The sequence below is a fragment of the Pelomonas candidula genome (genome assembly GCF_043555985.1).
Classification (GTDB): domain Bacteria; phylum Pseudomonadota; class Gammaproteobacteria; order Burkholderiales; family Burkholderiaceae_C; genus Pelomonas; species Pelomonas candidula.
The window spans coordinates 115,485-135,949 of record NZ_JBIGIC010000006.1 but is presented as its reverse complement, the minus strand read 5'-3'; the positions used below and the strand labels follow the sequence as shown (position 1 = coordinate 135,949).

Sequence of the window (20,465 nt, the reverse complement as noted above, 5' to 3'; positions counted from 1 at the left end):
CAAGCTGTACGCGCCGATGAGCCCTCAGCCCCCAGCGCCTGCAACTACATGCAGCGTTGACGTCTGCACCCAGTTGCCAGCCTGCTGCTCCAGCACCGCGTAGTCCGTCAGCGCGTTGCCGTAAACGTCCGTACCGGTGGAGACCTGCTGCAACTGCGTGTCGGCGGCCACGTGGATGAGGTCGCCGCTGTCGAGCTTCAGCGTCAGCGCGTGGTTGGCGTCGGTGATGCTGGTGATGCCCAGGCTGGACAGGTCGATGTCGCCGGCGCTGCCGTTGCGCAGGTCCAGCGCCTCGATGTTGTGGGCGACGTTGATCAGCGAGGCGACGTCGAAGCTGGCGCCGATGGTCGTGAACTTGAGCAGGTCGATGCCGGCGCCGCCGTCGGCCGAGACCAGATCGGCGGGCGACGCGGCGATGAGCGTGTCGTCACCGTTGCCGCCCAGCAGCGTGTCGGCACCGCCGCCGCCGATCAGCGTGTCATTGCCATCGCCGCCGTCCAGCGTGTTGGCCGCGGTGTTGCCGGTGATCTGGTTGTCCAGGTCGTTGCCGGTGCCGTTGATGGCGTTGCTGCCGGTCAGCGTCAGGTTCTCGACGTTGGCCGCCAGCGTGTGGGAGACCGAGGCCTGCACGCTGTCCGTGCCGCCGCTCGCGGCTTCGGTGACGGTGTCGCCGGCGTTGTCGACGATGTAGGTGTCGTTGCCCGCACCGCCAGCCATCGAGTCGGCACCCGCGCCGCCGTCCAGCACGTTGTCACCCGAGTTGCCGGTGAGCTGGTTGTTCAGCGCGTTGCCGGTGGCGTTGATGTGGGCCGACCCGGTGAGGACGAGGTTCTCGACGTTGGCCGGCAGCGTGTAGCTGATGGACGACTGCACGGTATCCGTGCCGCCGCCTGCGGCCTCGGTGACGATGTCGCCGGCGTTGTCGACGATGTAGGTGTCGTTGCCGGCACCGCCCGCCATCGTGTCGGCACCGGCGCCACCGTCCAGCACGTTGTCGCCGCTGTTGCCGGTCAGCACGTTGTCCAGCGTGTTGCCGGTGGCGTTGAGGTTGGCGATGCCGGTCAGCGTGAGGTTCTCGACGTTGGCGGCCAGCACGTAGCTGATGGAGGCGAACACCGCGTCGGTGCCCTCGCCTGCGTTCTCGATGATGGTGTCGCCGACGTTGTCGACGATGTAGGTGTCGTTGCCGATACCGCCGATGAGGGTGTCGGCCCCTGCCCCGCCGTCCAGCGTGTCGTTGCCGGCCAGGCCGGTCAGCGTGTTGGCGGCGCTGTTCCCGGTCAGCACGTTGTCCAGCGTATTGCCGGTGCCGTTGATGGCGGCGGCGCCGGTCAGCGTGAGGTTCTCCAGGTTCGCGCCCAGCGTCCAGCTGATGCTGGACTGGACGATATCCGTGCCTTCGTTGGCGTTCTCGGTGATGGAGTCTGAGGCGGAGTCGACGACGTAGGTGTCGTTGCCGGCGCCGCCCGCCATCGTGTCGTTGCCGGCGCCGCCGTCGAGCAGGTCATCGCCGTTGCCACCGGTCATCGTGTCGTTGCCGTTGCCGCCGTACAGCGAGCCGCCCGCGCTGGCGACAACGAAGACCGTGGGCGCCGCGGTCTTGTACGGGTTGCTGGCCGCGAGCTGACCGACGGTGCCCCACTTCCACGCCAGGTAGGCGTCGAGCTTCTGCTGGTCGGCCGTGGACAGCGTGGTGTTCGTGACGACGATCTCGCTGTAGTCGTTACTGGCGTTCCACTGGCCGCCCCACCCGGTGCCGATGGTCAGCGAGCCGTTGAAGTTGAGTGACTGGTTGACGGTGGACACGACGTGCGTGGCCTCGGCCAGCGTCGTGTAGACATTGGCGCGCGTGGTCCAGCTCTGCAACGTGCCGTCGACGGTCCAGGCCGTCTTGAGGTTGGTGTTGCCGGAGCCGACCACGTCGGTGCCGCCATCGCCCTGCCCCGCGATCAGCAGCCAGCTGTTGCCGCCTGAGTTGGTGGACATGGGCATGTAGAAACTGTCTCCCGACCGCTGCACCCAGTAGAGGCTGCCGCCGGAGGCGATGGTGGCCAGGCTCGCGGTGAGACGGTCGTCCAGGCCATCGAGGCGCACGGTCGGCAGGTTGTTCATGCCGTCCAGCACCAGTTGCGGCTCGTAGGCGCCGTTGCTGGCGACGGCGTCGTGGCCGCCGCCGCTCTTGTCGCGCCACACCGCCACGCGGCCGTCGGCCGTCAGGCCGCTCTCGGCCGCGCCCTCGCGCACGCCGTCGCCGTCCACGTCGGCGGCGTCCAACCACTGCGCCAGGTTGGTCAGCTGCGAGGGTGTCCAGGCCACGACGTTGCCCAGGCGCAGCACGTCGTCGCCGTCGCCGCCCTGCAGCGTGCTGCCGCCGTCGGCGGTGAGGTTGTCGTTGCCCAGGCCGCCGATCAGCAGGTCGGCACCGCCACCGCCAATCAGCGTGTCGTTGCCGTCGCCGCCGTCCAGCGTGTTGGCGGCCGCATTGCCGGTCAGCACGTTGGCCGCCGTGTTGCCCGTGGCGTTGATGGCGGCGTTGCCGGTCAGCGTGATGTTCTCGACGTTGGGCAGGCTGGCCAGCGAGTACGTGACGCTGGACTGCACGGTGTCCGTGCCCTCGTTGGCGTTCTCGGTGATGGTGTCGGCGGTGTCGGTGACGACATAGGTGTCGTCACCGGTGCCCCCCACCAGGGTGTCGGCGCCCGCACCGCCGATCAGCGTGTCGTTGCCGGCGCCACCGTTGAGCGTGTCACCGGCCGTGTCGGTGGCCGCGGCGTCGCCGAAGCTGAAGGCCGATGCAGGCACGGCCACGAAACTGCTCGCCCCCGGCGTGAGCCAGGACAGCTGGGCCACCGCGCCGCCGTTGCCCTCGTACATCTGCACCTGGATGCTGTGCAGGCCGGCGCTCAGCGTCAGCGGCAGCGAATCGACGTTGTTGAGGCTGATGTAGCCGTTGTAGCTCTCGACCAGCTGGCCATCGATGGTGACCGCCATGCCGTCGTCGAAGTTGGTGCGGAAGGTGTAGCTGCCCGCCGTGGCGGCGTTGATGTAGCCCGTCCAGCGCACCGAGAAATTGTCCGGATTGACGATGCCGGTGGCCGGCGAGCCGGTGCCGTAGTTGTTGAAGATGTTCGCATCCTGGCGCGTCAGCACCGGGGCGCCGAGCCAGTTGCCGTTGTTCCAGTACTCGCCGCGCAGGCCGCTCTGCTGCAGGCCGGCGAGGAAGCTGGGCCGGCTGCCGGAGATGAGGATGTCGTCGCCGTTGCCGCCATTCAGCGTGTCGGCGCCGCCGCCGCCGTACAGCGTGTCGTTGCCGTCCAAGCCCGACAACGTGTCATTGCCCGTGTTGCCGACGATGAGGTTGGCCAGCGCGTTGCCGGTGCCGGTATGGGCGCCGGTGTCGGTGAAGGTGAGTCGCTCCAGCGACGTGCCCAGCGTGTAGCTGGCCAGCGAGGTTTCAACGCTGTCCAGGCCGGTGGTCTCGGTGATGACGTCGCCGGCGTTGTCGACGACGTAGGTGTCGTCGCCGGCGGCACCCACCATCGTGTCGGCGCCGCCGCCGCCGTCCAGGCGCTCGTTGGCCTGGGTGCCCGTCAGCACGTTGGCCGCGCTGTTGCCGAACAGCTTGAGATTGTTCTGGTTGTTGGCCGTCAGGTTCTCGACGTTGCCGGGCAGCCTGAAGTCGAGGTTCGTCAGGATGAGGTCGGTGCCTTCGCCGGCGTTCTCGACGACGGTCGTGTAGGCCAGGGAGACGACGTAGGTGTCGTTGCCCGCGCCACCAGCCAGCGACACGGCGTTGGGCGTGCCGGCGTTGGTGGGGCCGGTGATGACGTTGTCCAGCGCGTTGCCGATGGCGTTGATGTTGTACGACGCCGAGATGTCGAGGTTCTCGACGTTGGCGGCCAGCGTGTAGGTCAGTACCGTCGTGCTGTTCGTCGTGCGCTGCAGGTAGACCGTGTCGGTGCCCTCCCCGGCGTTCTCGACGACGTTCAGGTTGAGGTTGAAGTTGCCGAGGCTGTCGGCCTGCTGGTAGTACGAGTCGTTGCCGGTGCCCCCGGCCATCGTCGTCGTGATGCCGCTGTAGACGCTGGCATACAACGCGTTGTTGGCCGAGTTGCCGGTGATGGTGCCCGCCGCACGGCCGACGTAGTAGATGTTCTCTACGTTGGCCGGCAGCGTGTAGCTGGTGGACGCGTAGACCGAGTCGGTGCCTTCGCTGGCGTTCTCGACGATGACGTCACCGACGTTGTCGACGAAGTAGACGTCGTTGCCGGCGCCGCCGGTCATGGTGTCGGCACCCGCACCGCCGTCGATGCGGTTGTCGGCGCTGTTGCCGAGGATGGTGTTGGCCAGTGCGTTGCCGACGCCGTTGATGGCAGCGGTGCCTGTCAGCGTCAGGTTCTCGACGTTGGCAGGCAGCGTGTAGCTGACAGAAGACAGCACGCGGTCCGTGCCGGCGCCTGCTGCCTCCACGACGGTATCGCCCACGTCGTCCACCGTGTAGGTGTCGTTGCCGGCGCCGCCGGCCATCCAGTCGGCGCCGGCCTTGCCGTCCAGCGTGTCGTCGCCGTTGCCGCCGAAGAGCGCGTCCACGCGCGCGCCGCCGTTGAGCGTGTCGTTGCCGTCGCCGCCGAAGAGGACGGCATCCACCTTGCCCGTGCCGCGGGCGGAGGCGCCGGTGTAGGTGGCGGTCAGCGTCTCGGCGGCGCTGGTGCCGAACTGGATCTTGGCCGCCGTCCACGTCGTGTCCAGGCCGACGGTGCTCAGCGCGCCGCCGGTCATGTCGACGGACGTACCCACGCCCCACTTGGTGGCCAGGTAGTTCTCGATGACCTTCTGCTCGCCCGGGGACAGCACGTGGTCGAACACCAGCAGCTCCGACACCGAGCCCTTGCTGGCTTCGCTGGTCGTGCCCTGGTAGCCCGACAGCTGGATCTTGCCCAGCCATCCGTCGGTGGTGCTGCCCGTGGCGGCCAGCGCGACGCCGTTCTTGTAGAGCGTGCCGGAGCCGACCTGGTCGTTGGCCGTGTAGAGAATAGGCGTGTTGGCCTGCACGCTGCTGTTGGTCTGCGAGACCCAGTTCTGGCCGTAGAGCTCGTCCTGATAGCCACCGTACCAGCCGATCAGCGAGTTGTCGGTGGACGAGGAGACCAGGCGCCCGTTCTGCGTGCCCGTGAGCTGGCCCACGACGAACAGCGAGTAGTTCTGCCCCACCCACTGGCTGCTGGTCAGCAGGTCGTTGCCGTCGAAGTTGACGGTGGGCAACCCATTCAGGCCGGTCAGCACCAACTGGGGCGACGCGCTGGCGACGGACTGCGTGAAGTTGTTGCCGCTGCCGCTCTTGTCGACCCAGGTGCTGAGGTTGCCGTTGCCGTTGATGAGGCCGGGCTCGCCCAGGCCCGACGAGGTGCCGTTGCCGTCCAGATCGGTGGCGTCCAGCCAGGTGATCTTGCCGCCGATGGTCGCGAACGTCGGGTCGGCCGTCATGCCCCACAGCGTGCGCAGGTCCGACAGGCTGGGCAGCACCAGGCCGTTGACATCGATGGCGAGGTTGATGCCGCCAGTCGCGACGGCCGTCAGCAGCTTGCCGGTGTTGCCGTTGGACAGCAGCACGTCGGGCGCCGCGTTGATCGTCGTGACGTTGTTGTAGTCGGCGCTGTTGAGCAGCAGCTTGTCGGCGCCGTCGAGCAGGATCTCCAGCTTGCCGCCACCGTCGCTGCCGACGAAGCCGCTGGTGTTGACCGCACTCGCGCCGACGGTGATGGTCTCGACGGTGCCGCCAAAGAAGTCCAGCGTCTCGATGCCCTTGACCTTGGCGGTGAGCTGGTTGATGTTGGTGACGCCGAGGCCGTCGAGCTTGAGGCTGTCGATGCCGGTGCCGCCATCGATGGACGCGAAGTTCAGGTCGCTGACGACGATGGTGTCCGCACCGCCACCGGCGTTGATCGTGTCGGCACCGCCGCCGCCGGTGATGAGGTTGTTGCCTGCGTTGCCGGTCAGCACGTTGGCCAGGCTGTTGCCGGTGGCGTTGATATTGGCGCTGCCGGTCAGCGTCAGGTTCTCGAAGTTGGCGGCCAGCGCCCAGCTGACGCTGGCGTTGACGGTGTCCGTGCCGCCGCCGGCCTGCTCGTAGAGCTGGTCGCCGATGTTGTCGACGATGTAGGTGTCGTTGCCGGCCCCACCCACCAGCACGTCGGCGCCGGCGCCGCCGTCCAGCACGTTGTTGCCGCTATTGCCGGTGATGGTGTTGCCCAGGGCGTTGCCGGTGCCGTTGATGTCGCCGGTGCCCAGCAGCACCAGCGTTTCGACGTTGGCGGCCAGCGTGTAGCTGACGCTGGCCTGGACCGTGTCGGTGCCTTCGCCGGCGTTCTCAACGACGAGGTCGCCGGCGTTGTCGACGACGTAGGTGTCGTCGCCGAGCCCGCCGGTCAGCACGTCGGCGCCGGCACCGCCGTCCAGCACGTTGTTGCCGTCGTTGCCGGTGATCTGGTTGGCCAGGCTGTTGCCGGTGCCGTCGATGGCGTCGCTGCCGGTCAGCACGAGGTTCTCGAGGTTGGCACCCAGCACCCAGCTGACGGAGCTGCGCACGGTGTCCGTGCCTTCGCCGGCGTTCTCGGTGATGACGTCGCCGGCGCTGTCGACGATGTAGGTGTCGTTGCCCGCCCCGCCGATGAGGCGGTCGTCGCCGGCGCCGCCGTCCAGCGTGTTGTTGCCGGCGTTGCCGGTGATCTGGTTGTTCAGGTCGTTGCCGGTGCCGTCGATGTCGGCCGTGCCCGAGAGCACGAGGTTCTCGACGTTGTCGGCCAGCGCGTAGCTGATGCTGGCCGTGACGGTGTCGGTGCCGCCGCCGGCGGATTCGATGACGGTGTCGCCGGCGTTGTCGACGATGTAGCTGTCGTTGCCCGCGCCGCCCACCATGCGGTCGGCGCCGGCGCCGCCGTCCAGCACGTTGTTGCCGCTGTTGCCGGTGAGAACGTTGTCCAGCGCGTTGCCGGTGCCGTTCAGGTTGGCGGCACCTAGCAGCGTCAGGTTCTCGACGTTGTCGACCAGCACGTAGCTGATGGACGACTGCACCGTGTCGCTGCCCTCGCCGGGGTTCTCGATGACGAGGTCGCCGACGTTGTCGACGATGTAGGTGTCGTTGCCGGAGCCGCCGGCCATCGTGTCGGCGCCCAGGCCGCCGTCCAGCACGTTGTTGCCGGTGTTGCCGGTCAGCGAGTTGGCCAGCTCGTTGCCGGTGCCGTTGATGTTGTTGGTGCCCGTCAGCACCAGGTTCTCGAGGTTGGGTCCGAGCGTCCAGTTGACGGACGACAGCACCGTGTCGTTGCCTTCGGCGGTGTTCTCGGTGATGGTGTCGCCGCTGTTGTCGACGACGTAGGTGTCGTCGCCCACGCCGCCGATCAGCTGGTCGGCGCCCGCGCCGCCGTCCAGCACGTTGGCGCCGCTGTTGCCGGTGATGACGTTGGCCAGCGCGTTGCCGGTGCCGTTGAGGTCGCCAGTGCCGGTGAGGATCAGGTTCTCGACGTTGTTGCCGAGCGTGAAGCTGACGCTGGCGCGCACCAGGTCCACGCCCTCGCCGGCGTTCTCGATGACGACGTCGCCGGCGTTGTCGACGATGTAGGTGTCGTTGCCCGCGCCGCCGGCCATGGTGTCGGCGCCCAGGCCGCCGTCGATGACGTTGTTGGCGCTGTTGCCGGTGATCTGGTTGCTGGCCGCATTGCCGGTGGCGTCGATGTTGGCCGTGCCGGTCAGCACCAGGTTTTCGAGGTTGGCGCCCAGCGTGTAGCTGATGCTGGAGCGGACGGTGTCGGTTCCCTCGCCAGCGTTCTCGACGACGACGTCGCCCACGTCGTCGACGACGTAGGTGTCGTTGCCCGTGCCGCCCACCATGCGGTCCGCGCCGGCACCGCCGTCGAGTACGTTGGCGCCGCTGTTGCCGGTGAGCGTGTTGTCCAGTTCGTTGCCGGTGCCGTCGACGCTGGCGGTGCCGGTGAGGATCAGGTTCTCGATGTTGGCGCCGAGCACGAAGCTGGCCGCGGCGCGCACGGTGTCGATGCCTTCGCCGGGGTTTTCGATGACGACGTCGCCGCTGTCGTCCACGACGTAGGTGTCGTCGCCCGCGCCGCCGGCCATCGTGTCGGCGCCCGCACCGCCGTCGATGAGGTTGTTGCCAGCGTTGCCGGTGATCTGGTTGGCCAGCTCGTTGCCGGTGGCATTGAGGTTGGCCGTGCCGGTGAGGACGAGGTTCTCGACGTTGGCTTCCAGCACACGGCTGACCGAGGAGATCTCGGTGTCGGTGCCGGCCCCGACGTCTTCCACCACCACGTCGCCGCTGTTGTCGACGTAGTACGTGTCGTCACCGCCACCGCCGGCCATCGTGTCGGCGCCCGCGCCACCATCGATGACGTTGGCCGCGGCGTTGCCGGTGATCTGGTTGTTGCCGGCGTTGCCGGTGCCGCTGATGTTGCCGGTGCCGGTCAGCACCAGGTTCTCCAGCGTGGCGCCCAGCGTGTAGCTGATGGACGAGCGCACAGTGTCCGTGCCCTCGCCGCTGGCCTCGATGACCTGGTCGCCGGCGTTGTCGACGACGTAGGTGTCGTCGCTCAGGCCGCCGGTCATGATGTCGGCACCGGTGCCGCCGTCCAGCACGTTGGCGCCGCTGTTGCCGGTGAGCTGGTTGGCCTGGGCGTTGCCGGTGCCGTCGATGTCGGCCGTGCCGGTGAGGATCAGGTTCTCGACGTTGGCGCCCAGCGTGAAGCTGACGCTGGACTTCACGAGGTCCGTGCCCTCGCCCACGGCTTCGGTCACCGTGTCGCCGGCGTTGTCGACGATGTAGATGTCGTCACCCGCGCCGCCGGCTAGTCTGTCGGCCCCCGCGCCGCCGTCGATGAGGTTGGCGCCGGCATTGCCGGTGATCTGGTTGTTGAGCTCGTTGCCGGTGGCGCTGAGGTTGGCCGTGCCGGTGAGGACGAGGTTCTCGACGTTGGCACCCAGCACATAGCTAATGCTGGACTGCACGGTGTCGACGCCCTCGCCGGCGTTCTCGGTGACCGTGTCGCCCGCGTTGTCGACGACGTAGGTGTCGTTGCCCGCGCCGCCGGCCATCGTGTCGGCGCCCAGGCCGCCGTCCAGCACGTTGTTGGCGATGTTGCCGGTGAGGACGTTGTCCAGCTCGTTGCCGGTGGCGTTGGCGTCGCCGGTGCCCGTCAGCACGAGGCGCTCGATGTTGGCGCCGAGCGCGAAGCTGACGCTGCTGCGCACGGTGTCCGTGCCCTGGCCGCTGAACTCGGTGACGGTGTCGCCGAGGTCGTCGACGACGTAGGTGTCGTCGCCCGCGCCGCCGGCCATCGTGTCGGCACCGGCGCCGCCGTCCAGCGTGTTGTTGCCGGCGTTGCCGGTGATCTGGTTGGCCAGCTCGTTGCCGGTGCCGTCGATGTTGGCGCTGCCCGTCAGCACCAGGTTCTCGATGTTGGGGCCCAGCGTGAACGTGACGCTGCTGCGCACGAGGTCCGTGCCCTCTCCCGCCGCTTCGGTGACGGTGTCGCCCAGGTTGTCGACGAGGTAGATGTCGTTGCCGGCGCCGCCGGCCATCGTGTCGGCGCCCGCACCGCCGTCGATGGTGTTGTTGCCGGCGTTGCCGGTGATGACGTTGTCCTGCGCGTTGCCGGTGGCGTCGATGTTGGCCGCACCGAGCAGCACGAGGTTCTCGACGTTGGCGGGCAGCACCAGCGTGACCGACGAGCGGATCGTGTCGGTGCCCTCGCCCGCGTTCTCGGTGACGGTATCGCCCGCGTTGTCGACGACGTAGGTGTCGTCGCCCAGGCCGCCGGCCATCATGTCGGCGCCGGCCCCGCCGTCCAGCACGTTGTTGCCGGCGTTGCCGGTCAGGTGGTTGGCGGCGGAGTTGCCGGTGGCGTTGATGTTGGCGCTGCCCGTCAGCGTCAGGTCTTCGATGTTCTCGCCGAGGCGGAAGCTGACGCTGGAGAACACCTGGTCGACGCCTTCGCCGACGTTCTCGGTGACGGTGTCGCCGGCGTTGTCCACGTAATACGTGTCGTCGCCCGCACCGCCGGCCATCGCGTCGGCGCCGGCCTTGCCGTCCAGCACGTTGTTGCCGCCGTTGCCGGTCAGCTGGTTGTCCAGTTCGTTGCCGGTGGCGTTGAGGTCTCCCGAGCCGGTGAGCTGCAGGTTCTCGACGTTGGCGCCCAGCACCCAGCTGATGGAGGACCGCACGGTGTCCGTGCCCTCGCCGACGTTTTCGGTGACGGTGTCGCCCGCGTTGTCGACGACGTAGGTGTCGTCGCCCGCGCCGCCGGCCATCGCGTCGGCGCCGGCCTTGCCGTCCAGCACGTTGTTGCCGCCGTTGCCGGTGATGACGTTGGCCAGCGCGTTGCCGGTGCCGTCGATGTCGGCGCCGCCGGTCAGCGTCAGGTTCTCGAGGTTGGCGCCCAGCGTCCACGAGACGCTGCTCTTGACGAGGTCCGTGCCCTCCCCGGCCTGCTCGGTGATGCTGTCGCCAGCGTTGTCGACGACGTAGGTGTCGTCACCCGAACCGCCCACCAGCACGTCGGCGCCGGCACCGCCGTCCAGCACGTTGTTGCCGGCGTTGCCGGTGATGACGTTGGCCAGCGCGTTGCCGGTGCCGTCGATGTTGGCCGTGCCCGTCAGCGTCAGCTGCTCGATGTTGGCGCCCAGGCGGAAGCTGACGCTGGACTGCACGAGGTCGATGCCCTCGCCGGCGTTCTCGGTCACCGTGTCGCCGATGTTGTCGACGAGGTAGGTGTCGTTGCCGGCGCCGCCGGCCATCGCGTCGGCGCCCAGGCCGCCGTCGATGAGGTTGTTGCCGCTGTTGCCGGTGATGACGTTGTCCAGCGCGTTGCCGGTGCCGGTCCAGTCGCCGGTGCCGGTCAGCACCAGGTTCTCGAGGTTGGCGCCCAGCGTGTAGCTGAAGCCGGCGCGCACGGTGTCCGTGCCCTCGCCGGCGTTCTCGGTGACGACGTCGCCCGCGTTGTCGACGACGTAGGTGTCATTGCCCGCGCCGCCGGCCATCGTGTCGGCGCCCAGGCCGCCGTCGATGACGTTGTTGCCGCTGTTGCCGAGGATGACGTTGTCGAGATCGTTGCCGGTGCCGTTGATGGGCGCGGTGCCGGTCAGCGTCAGGTTCTCGACGTTGGCGCCCAGCGTGAAGCTGACGCTGGAACGCACGAGGTCCGTACCGCCGCCGGCAGCCTCCGTCACCGTGTCGCCGGCGTCGTCGACGATGTAGGTGTCGTCGCCCGCGCCGCCCAGCATCGCGTCGGCACCCGCGCCGCCGTCGATGAGGTTGGCGCCACTGTTGCCGACGATGCGGTTGTCCAGCTCGTTGCCGGTGCCGCTGATGTTGGCCGTGCCCGTGAGCTGCAGTTCCTCGACGTTGGCGGACAGCGTGAAGCTCACGCTGCTCTTCACCGTGTCGTAGCCGGCGTTGGCGTCTTCGCTCACCGTGTCGCCGCTGTTGTCGACGATGTAGGTGTCGTCGCCCGCGCCGCCGGCCATGGTGTCGGCACCGGCCTTGCCATCGATCAGGTTGGCGCCGGCGTTGCCGGTGATGACGTTGTCCAGCGCGTTGCCGGTGGCGTCGATGTTGCCGGCGCCGGTCAGCGTGAGGTTCTCGAGGTTGTCGCCCAGCACCCAGCTGATGCTGGATCGCACGCTGTCCGTGCCCTCGCCGACGTTCTCGGTGATCTGGTCGCCCACGTTGTCGACGACGTAGCTGTCGTCGCCCGCGCCACCGGCCATCTGGTCGGCGCCGGCCTTGCCGTCCAGCACGTTGTTGCCGGCGTTGCCGAGCAGAATGTTGTTCAGCGCGTTGCCGGTGCCGTCGATGTTGGCCGAGCCCGTCAGCGTCAGGTTCTCGACGTTGGCGCCCAGCACGAAGCTGACGCTGCTGCGGACGAGGTCCGTGCCCTCGCCGGCGTTTTCGGTGACGGTGTCACCGGCGTTGTCGACGATGTAGATGTCGTCGCCCGCGCCGCCGGCCATCGTGTCGGCCCCGGCGCCGCCGTCGATGAGGTTGTTGCCGCTGTTGCCGGTGATGACGTTGTCCAGCGCGTTGCCGGTCGCGCTGTTGCTGGCGCTGCCGGTCAGCACCAGGTTCTCGACGTTGGCACCCAGCGCGTAGCTGATGGCCGAGCGCACGGTGTCCGTGCCCTCGCCGAAGTTCTCGGTGACGACATCGCCGACGGAATCGACGATGTAGGTGTCGTTGCCCGCGCCGCCGGCCATGCGGTCACTGCCGAGGCCACCGTCCAGCACGTTGTTGCCGGCATTGCCGGTCAGCACGTTGTCCAGCGCGTTGCCGGTGGCGTCGATGTCGGCGTTGCCGGTCAGCGTCAGGTTCTCGACGTTGGCCGACAGCACGTAGCTGACGGATGCGTTGACGCTGTCCGTGCCCTCGCCGGCGTTCTCGACGATGACGTCGGTCGTGTCGTCGACGTTGTAGGTGTCGTTGCCCGCGCCGCCGGTCAACACATTGGTGCCCGCCGCGCCGGTCAGCACGTCGTCGAACGCGGAGCCGATGACGTTCTCGACGCCGCTGAGCGTGTCGCCCTGCGCATCGCCGCCGCTGCCGCGGCCGGTGGACAGGTTCACCGTGACGGCCGCGCCCGATGCGGCGTAGGTGGCCGTGTCGATGCCTGAGCCACCAATCAGCGTGTCCGCGCCGGCGCCGCCGTTGAGCAGGTCGTTGCCGGCGCCGCCATCCAGGCGGTTCGCGCCGGCGGTCCCGATCAGCACGTCGTCGAAGCCGGAGCCGGTCAGGTTCTCGATGGAGTCGAAGGTGTCGCCCGCCGCGTCGCCGGTGTTCAGCGTCGGGTTCGCCAGGCTCACCGTCAGGCCGCTGGCCGCACCGGCATAGCTGGCCGTGTCGCTGCCGGCGCCGCCGATCAGCTGGTCGGCCCCGGCGCCGCCGATCAGCACGTCGTCGCCCGCTCCGCCCACCAGCTTGTTCGTGCCGGCATCGCCTTCCAGCGTGTCGTCGAAGGCCGAGCCGGTCAGATTCTCGATGGATTGGAAGCTGTCGCCGGCCGCATCACCCGCGTTGGTGGCGGCGTTGACGAGGCTGGCCTTCACGCCGGCTGTCGAGCTGGCATAGGTGGCCGTGTCGTTGCCGGCACCGCCGATGAGCTGGTCTGCGCCCGCGCCGCCTTCCAGCAGGTCGTCGCCGTTGCCGCCGTCCAGGCGGTTGTCGCCCGCGTCGCCTTTCAGCGAGTCGGCGAAGTTGGAGCCGATCAGGTTCTCGACACCATCCAGCGTGTTGCCCTGTGCATCGCCGCCGCTGCCGATGCCGGTCGACAGGTCCACCTGCACGGCGGCCGCCGACGCCGCGTAGCTGACCGTGTCGTTGCCCAGCCCGCCGTGGATGACGTCGGCGCCGCCACGGCCTTCGATGAAGTCATCGCCGTCGCCGCCGCTGATCGTGTTGGCGTTCGCGTCGCCGACCAGCGTGTCGTTGTAGTTGGAGCCGGCGAGGTTCTCGATGGAGAGGTAGCTGTCGCCCGCCGCCGCGCCAGTGTTGGTGCCGGGCGTGAGCAGGCTGGCGCTGACACCGGCCGTCGCCGATGCGTAGCTGGCCGTGTCGCTGCCGTCGCCGCCGTCCAGCACGTCGGCCCCGTCGCCGCCATCCAGCACGTCGTCGCCCGCGCCGCCCACCAGCTTGTTGACGCCGGCGGTGCCCGTCAGCACGTCGTTCTTGTCGGAGCCGATCAGGTTCTCGATGCCGGCGAGGCGGTCGCCCTCGGCGTCGCCCCCCTTGCCGATGCCGGTGGCGAGGTTGACAGTCACGCCGGCGGCGGACGTCGCATAGGTCGCCGTGTCGGTGCCCGCGCCGCCGATCAGCACGTCGGCGCCGGTGCCACCGTCCAGCGTGTCGTCGCCATCGCCGCCGTCCAGCGTGTCGTTGCCGGCCAGGCCCACCAGCGTGTCGTTGCCGGCGTTGCCGATCAGCGTGTTCGCGCTGGCCTCGCCGGTCAGCTGGTCATCGCCGCTGCCGCCGGTCAGGTTCTCGATGGACTGGAAGGTATCGCCCGTCGCGTCGCCGCCGGTCACGACGCCGGTGGTCAGGTTGATCTGCACGGCCACGGTGGACGTGGAGTAGTCCGCCGTGTCGGAGCCGTCGCCACCGATCAGCGTGTCGGCACCCGCGCCACCGATCAGCACGTCGTTGCCGCGCCCGCCGTCCAGCACGTTGTTGCCGGCGTCGCCCACCAGCCGGTCGGAGAAGCGCGAGCCGATCAGGTTCTCGATGTGGGTCAGCACGTCGCCCGCCGCATCGCCGCCGCTGTTCGCGGTGGTGCCGCTGAGGTCCACCTTCACGCCTTCCTGCGAGTCGGCGTAGCTGGCCGTGTCGTTGCCGTCGCCGCCGTCCATCACGTCGGCACCGGCGCCGCCGATCAGCGTGTCATCGCCGGCCCCGCCCTGCAGGTTGTCGTTGCCGGGATTGCCGATCAGCACGTTGTCGAAGCCGTCGCCGATCAGCGTGTCGTCGTTCTCCGAGCCGGCCAGGTTCTCGATGGATTGGAAGGTATCGCCCTTGGCCTCGCCGGTGTTCAGGCTGGGGTCGGCGAGGCTGACGGTCACGCCGGTCTGCGCGTCGATGTAGCTGGCCGTGTCCTTGCCGTCGCCGCCGATCAACTGGTCGGCACCCGCGCCGCCTTCGAGTTCATCGTCGCCCGCGCCGCCGTCCAGCTTGTTGTCGCCGGCATCGCCGATCAGCACGTCGTTGAAGCCCGAGCCGGTCAGGTTCTCGATGTCCTGCAGCCGGTCGCCGGTCGCGTCGCCGCCGCTGCCCTGGCCCGTGCCCAGGCTCACCGTCACGCCGGCCGTCGAGCTGGCGTAGCTGGCCGTGTCGTTGCCGGCGCCGCCCTGCAGCGAGTCGGCGCCACCGCGGCCTTCCAGCACGTCGTCGCCCGCGCCGCCCTGCAGCACGTTGGCGCCGGCATCGCCGCGCAGCACGTCGTCATGGTCGGAGCCGATGACGTTCTCGATCTGCGTCAGCGTGTCGCCCTCGGCCTCGCCACCCTTGCCGGTGCCGGCGGCCAGGTCGATGGTGACGCCGGCCGACGAGCCGCTGTAGACGGCCGTGTCGATGCCCGCGCCGCCCACCAGCACGTCGGCGCCGCCGCGGCCCTCGAGGATGTCGTTGCCGGCGCCGCCGTCCAGCTTGTTGGCGCCGCTGTCGCCGCGCAGCACGTCGTTGCCGCCGCTGCCCGACAGGTTCTCGATGCCGTCCAGCGTGTCGCCATCGGCATCGCCGCCGCTGGCGGTGCCGGCCGCCAGGTCCACGTCGACGCCGCTGGGCGATCCCTCGTAGCTGGCCGTGTCGTTGCCGGTGCCACCGATGAGCTTGTCGGCACCCGCGCCGCCCACCAGCCAGTCGTTGCCGGCGCCGCCGTCGAGCGTGTCGTTGCCCGCGCCGCCGTACAGCTTGTCCGCGCCGACCAGGCCGTTGATGGTGTCGTTGCCGGCGCCGCCGTCGATGATGTCGCCCAGGCCGTAGGCCGGGAACACGACGCCGGTCTTGCCGCCGGATTCGTAGCTCATGTCGGCCGCGCCGGTCACGTCGCGCACGATGGCGGGCAGCGTCAGCTTGCCTTCCAGCGTGTCGGTGCCGACCTGGGCGGTGGCGGTGACGACGAGGTCGAACGTCGTCGGGCTGGCGCTGGCCGAGTCGGACAGCACCGGGTAGCGCACCATGACGCTGAAGTGCGTGGACGAGCCGTCGGTGGCGACCGTCAGGTCCCAGCCATCGGCACCCTTGGTGGCGCCGACGACCTCGAAGCCGTCCGGCAGGCCGCTGATGGCGACGGACTTGACGATCGGCGTCGTCTTGGCCGACAGCGTGATGTCGAACTGCCGCGCCCAGCCCGAGCCCATGCCCTTGCCACCGTCGCCGTTGATGGTGTCGTCACCCGACGTGCCGTTGATGACCTCGGGCGCCGCCTGTGCGGTGGCCGAGAAGTCGGTGGCCGACTCGGCCGAGCCGCCCGAGCCGGTGATCGTGGCGCCGGTGGCGGTCGTGGCGACGTCCTGGCCGGTGACGTTGTGGACCTGGCCCGCGACGGTCAGCACGTTGGCCGCAGGCGGCGGTGGCGGCGTGCCGCCGCCGGGGTTGCCGGCCGGCCGAGGCGCAACCTGGATGACCAACGAGAACGGCCGCGCCTCGTCGTGGAACTCGGCCTTGGAGGTGCCATCGCCGCCCCCGGTTCCCGACACCATGCCGCTCTCGGCGGCCGGCTTCGGGGGCGGCGCCATCTCGCTGCTGCCCTCGCGCGCGGCCGGCGCGGGGGTGTCGTCGGCCGTCGTGTTCTTCTCGATGGTGCGCAGCAGCGTGTCGGTGATGTTGACCGGCCCGGCCTGCGTGATCAGCGTGGACGCCTCGGTGTCGCCGTCCTGGAACTGCAGCTTGAAGTCGGGGTCGGCCAGGGCGCGCAGCGCCGCGCCCTGCAGCACGTGCTGTGTGCCGTCGCTCATGACCAGCACCAGGTCCACGCCAGCCACCTGCACCTTGGCAACGGCGGCGCGCGACAGCGCGAGCTTGATCGCGGTTTCCCCGGAGGGTGCGTGGATGACGACCTTGCCCGCAGCGTTGTCCATCAGGTGCTCCGTACTTCTTCAATGCTGGCATCCGCGCAAGGGATGCCGACGCTGCGCAGCAGCTGCGCATCCGCGCTGGTGGCGGCCTCGGCGGCCAGCACGCGCAGTTGCTCCGAAGCGCCCAGTTCCGCCATCAACTGCAGCAGGCGGCGCTTGCCCGCGCTGCCGTCGCCGGCCAGGCCGGTGCTGAGCGATGACCCCAGGCGCAGATAGCCGACGCCGAGGCGACGCAGCAGCGCCAGGTCCTCCGGCGGGGCCACGACGCGGCGGATGCCGATGCGCACGCCATGGCGCTGCAGCACGGCCGTCAGCGGCCCCAGCACGCTGACGACATGGCGCTCGCCGTCGATGTCGAATTCCACCGACAGCCGCTGCGCCAGCGCGCCGACGCCGGCCAGCGCCTCGTCCAGCCGGGTGACGAAGCTGGGCCGCTCGGCGGAACGTGGCGAGATGCGGATGGCGACCTTCTCGTAATGCTCGGCATGCCCGGCGATGCGGGCCAGCGCCAGCTCGGCCACGCGCAGGTCGATGTCGGCCACGCGCGCGGTGCGCAGCGCCGCGGGCAGCACCTCGTCGGCACCGAAGCGGCGGCCGTCGGCGTTCTCCAGCTGCACCTGCGCGAGCTGCTGCGTGACGGCGCCGTCGGCCGCCCTGATGGGCGCCAGCGCCAGCTCGACGCGGCCGGTCAGCAGCGCCTCGTCGATGAGGCTGCGCCACTGCGCCAGCGACACGGTGGGGCCGGAGCGCGTGGCGCGCACCATCTGCCAGGCGGTGTCGCCGCCCTCGCCCGCCTGCAGGCCGCGGTCCACGCGGGACATGACGGCGCCGACGGTCTCGCCGCTGGCGACGACGCTGGCCGCCAGCCAGCCGACGCGGGGCCGGTCGGTCAGCTCGCGCTGCTTGAGGCCGTGCAGCGCCTCGGCGAGGTCGCGCGTCCAGCTGTCCAGCGCGTCGGCGTCCACGCGGGGCACCAGCACGGCGAAGTCTGCACCGTTGAGCCGCGCGACCGTGCCGCCCGCGGCGTCCAGCCGCAGCGCACGCGTGCGCAGCAGCGTGGCGACCTGCTTCAGCAGCTCGTCGGCCCGCTCGCGGCCGGCGCGCTGGTTCAGGCCGGCCAGGTCGTCCACGCGCAGCAGCACAAGGCCACCGGTGGCCGACGCATCGGGGTCGTGCAGCACCAACGACAGCTTGTCCATGAACTGCGCTCGCGCGGCCAGGCCGGTCACCGGGTCCACCGAGATCTCGGCGTGCAGCTCGCCCAGGCGCTGGTCGCGGTCGTCCAGCTGGGCCTTCAGGCGCGTCAGCGCGACGTTGATCGTGCGCGACATGGGCGCCCATTCGACGGGGCCGTCTTGCGCGCGCTCGGCGATGCGACCCTGGCCGGCCGCGTCGAGCTGGGCCATCAGCGGCTCGCCGCCGCGCAGCCACCAGCGCTGCACGGCCCAAAGGGCTGCACAGGTGGCCAGCGCGGCAAGCGCATGCACCACCAGCACGCCGCCGAGCTGGGCCGACGTCAGCCCGTCGCGCAGCAGCCACAGCGTCGCCAGCGCCGACAGCACGAAGCCGCCCGCGACGACGCCAGCCGCCCGCCGGGTGGCGCTGCCGATGCTCACGCTTCCCCTCCCGCCGCGATCTGTTCGTACTGTGCGCCGAAGCGCTCGCCGAGGTTCTCGGCCACCAGCGAGGCCGCAGCCACGAGGCTCACGTCGAGCTTGTGCAGCGCACGCTGAGCGTTGTCGCCGGCCTCGATGGAAGCCGCGACCTGCGTGGCCAGCGCCAGCACCGGCGCCAGTGTGCCGGGCGCGACGTCGGCGTCGAGGTGGTGCGCGACGGCATCGACGACGGAGGCCGGGAAGCCCAGCTCGTCCAGCCAGGCGGCACTGACCTGCGCGTGGTCCATGCCGCAGGCCTCGCGTTCGAGGGCAGCCAGCTCCGCGCCGCGCGACGAGCGTGCGCCGGCCAGCACGGCCGGCAACCGGTCGGCGAAGGCCTGGCAGAGGATCAGGTGGCCCACGTTGTGCAGCAGGCCGGCCAGGAAGGCGGCCTCGGCATCCGCGCCGGCCAGCCGGGCCAGGCTGCGTGCGGCCTTGGCCGTGACGGTGGCGTCCAGCCAGAACTGGCGCAGGTTAACGCCCGGCACGGCGACGAACACGGCCTCCAGACCGCCGCTGATGACCAGCGTGCGCAGCGTGTCGGTGCCGATGATGGCGACTGCATCCTTCAGGCTCGCGAGGCTGCGGCGGCCGCAGTAGTACGGCGAGTTGGCGATGCGCAGCGTGCGCGCGGCGAGCTGGGGCTCCTGCTCCAGTTCATCGACGACCTCGATGACGGAGGCACCCGGGTCGCGCAGCTGGCTGATGAGGCGGCGCACGACGCGCGGCACCGAAGGCAGCTGCAGCTGGCCGCCGGCGGCGGCCCGGACCTCGTCCATGCGCACGGCCACGGTCATGCCTTCGGCCCCTTGTCGTCGGACAGCGCATCGCGCAGCTGGTCTTTCTCCAGATTCCACAACGTCGAGTCCATGCGCTTGACGAGCGCAGCCTGCTGCAGCACCTCGGCCTGCAGGTCCTTGTTGGCCGACGTCAGCGACGCGATCTCGCGTTCCAGGCTTTCCACGCGCGTCAGCGCCAGCCGCACGTCGCCGACCAGCGCCTCCTGGGCAGGCAGGAAGTCCAGCATCCGGCCCACGCGCTCGTTGGACGAGCCGCTCTCCTGCAGCATGCCCTCGGCCGCGTGGGCCAGGCGAGCCATCGCCGGCACGACGTCGCCGACACCGCCGACGGTGGCCGTCGTGCGCTCCAGCACCGCCTCCTGGCTGGCGACGCGCTCGCTGAGCCGGGCCGACGCGCTGGCCATCTGCGCGACCTGCGGCACCAGCATGTCCAGCCGCGACACGACGTCGGCCAGACCGGCGCTGGACGCACGGTGCTGCTCCAGGATGTCGGCCAAAAGTGTGGCCAGGAAGCGTTCGCTGATCTCGACGTTCTCGTTGACGCTGCTCTTCTCGGCCAGCGACAGCACATGGCCGCGCACGGTCTCGACGAGGTCACCGGCGGCCTTGCGCACGGCCACCATCTGGAAGCCCAGCACGATGGAGCCGACCAGGCCAAACATCGACGCCGAGAACGCCGTGCCCATCGCCGACAGCGGCTTCTGCAGGCCACCGACGATCTTGGCGAACTCGGCTTCCATGTCGCCGCCGCCGCTCGCGCTCTTGGCGATGGTGGCTATGAGGTTGGAGGTCTCGACCAGCGTCTCCAGCAGGCCGACGAAGGTACCCAGCAAGCCCAGGCCCACCATCAGGCCGACGAGGAACTGGCTCAGCTCCTGGCGCTTGTTGAGGTACTGCTCTAGTGCCTCGATCTCGGGCTCCATCGCCGAGCTGTGGATGTAGACCTGATGGCCCAGGCCCAGCTTCTGCAGCCGGTCCAGCATGCCGGTCACGAAGGCCGGCGGCCCCAGGCGCGGGTGCTGCTCGCCGCTGGCATCGCCTTCGCGCAGCCAGCGCATGCCGGCGCTGAACACGCGGTCCTCGCCGAACATCTCGATCAGGTGGCCCGCCATCGTCCACATGCCCCAGCACAGCACGGTGATGATGATGCCGTTCAGCAGCGGGTTGGACATGATGGCGAACGACACGAAGTGCCACATCGACGCCGCGCCCGCCAGCATGGCCAGCGGCGGCAGCGCGACGAAGAAGATGTGCCGCTTGCCCATGCCGTGTTCGTGCGGCGACTGCGGTCCGCGCGGTGGCAGCGGTTCGTGCACGGTGGCGGTGTGGGCGGTGCTCATGTCAGTGCTCTCATTTCAGTATTCCCTTTGCGGGCCGAGCGCCG

At 69.7% G+C, this 20,465-nt stretch carries 4 protein-coding genes; all 4 read right to left on the bottom strand.

Annotated elements, in window-relative coordinates; all coding sequences use genetic code 11:
• Positions 1 to 24 precede the first annotated feature (24 nt).
• The 4 genes from ACG04R_RS13805 to ACG04R_RS13790 are packed head-to-tail and all read right to left on the bottom strand — an operon-like array spanning position 25 to position 20,421.
• The gene (locus tag ACG04R_RS13805) at positions 25 to 16,629 is read right to left on the bottom strand and encodes a PA14 domain-containing protein (RefSeq protein ID WP_394411262.1); all 16,605 of its coding nucleotides are present in this window, start codon (positions 16,627 to 16,629) and stop codon (positions 25 to 27) included.
• Entirely contained in the window at positions 16,629 to 18,242 is a 1,614-nt protein-coding gene (locus ACG04R_RS13800; RefSeq protein ID WP_394411259.1) for an EAL domain-containing protein, read from the bottom strand. The genes ACG04R_RS13805 and ACG04R_RS13800 overlap by 1 nt, the downstream gene beginning before the upstream one ends.
• Positions 18,239 to 19,078 (bottom strand): HDOD domain-containing protein, encoded by an 840-nt coding sequence (locus tag ACG04R_RS13795; protein ID WP_394411256.1) that lies wholly within the window; start codon positions 19,076 to 19,078, stop codon positions 18,239 to 18,241. Before ACG04R_RS13795 ends, ACG04R_RS13800 begins: the two co-directional genes overlap by 4 nt.
• Positions 19,075 to 20,421, bottom strand: coding sequence for a hypothetical protein (locus ACG04R_RS13790; RefSeq protein ID WP_394411253.1), 1,347 nt, complete (start codon positions 20,419 to 20,421; stop codon positions 19,075 to 19,077). The genes ACG04R_RS13795 and ACG04R_RS13790 overlap by 4 nt, the downstream gene beginning before the upstream one ends.
• Between the last annotated feature and the right edge of the window lie 44 nt (positions 20,422 to 20,465).

Bases quoted from the DNA above. Each gene is read 5' to 3' on its own strand.
- ACG04R_RS13795 (WP_394411256.1), bottom strand. From the start codon at position 19,078: ATGACCGTGGCCGTGCGCATGGACGAGGTCCGGGCCGCCGCCGGCGGC.
- ACG04R_RS13790 (WP_394411253.1), bottom strand. From the start codon at position 20,421: ATGAGCACCGCCCACACCGCCACCGTGCACGAACCGCTGCCACCGCGC.
- ACG04R_RS13805 (WP_394411262.1), bottom strand. From the start codon at position 16,629: ATGGACAACGCTGCGGGCAAGGTCGTCATCCACGCACCCTCCGGGGAA.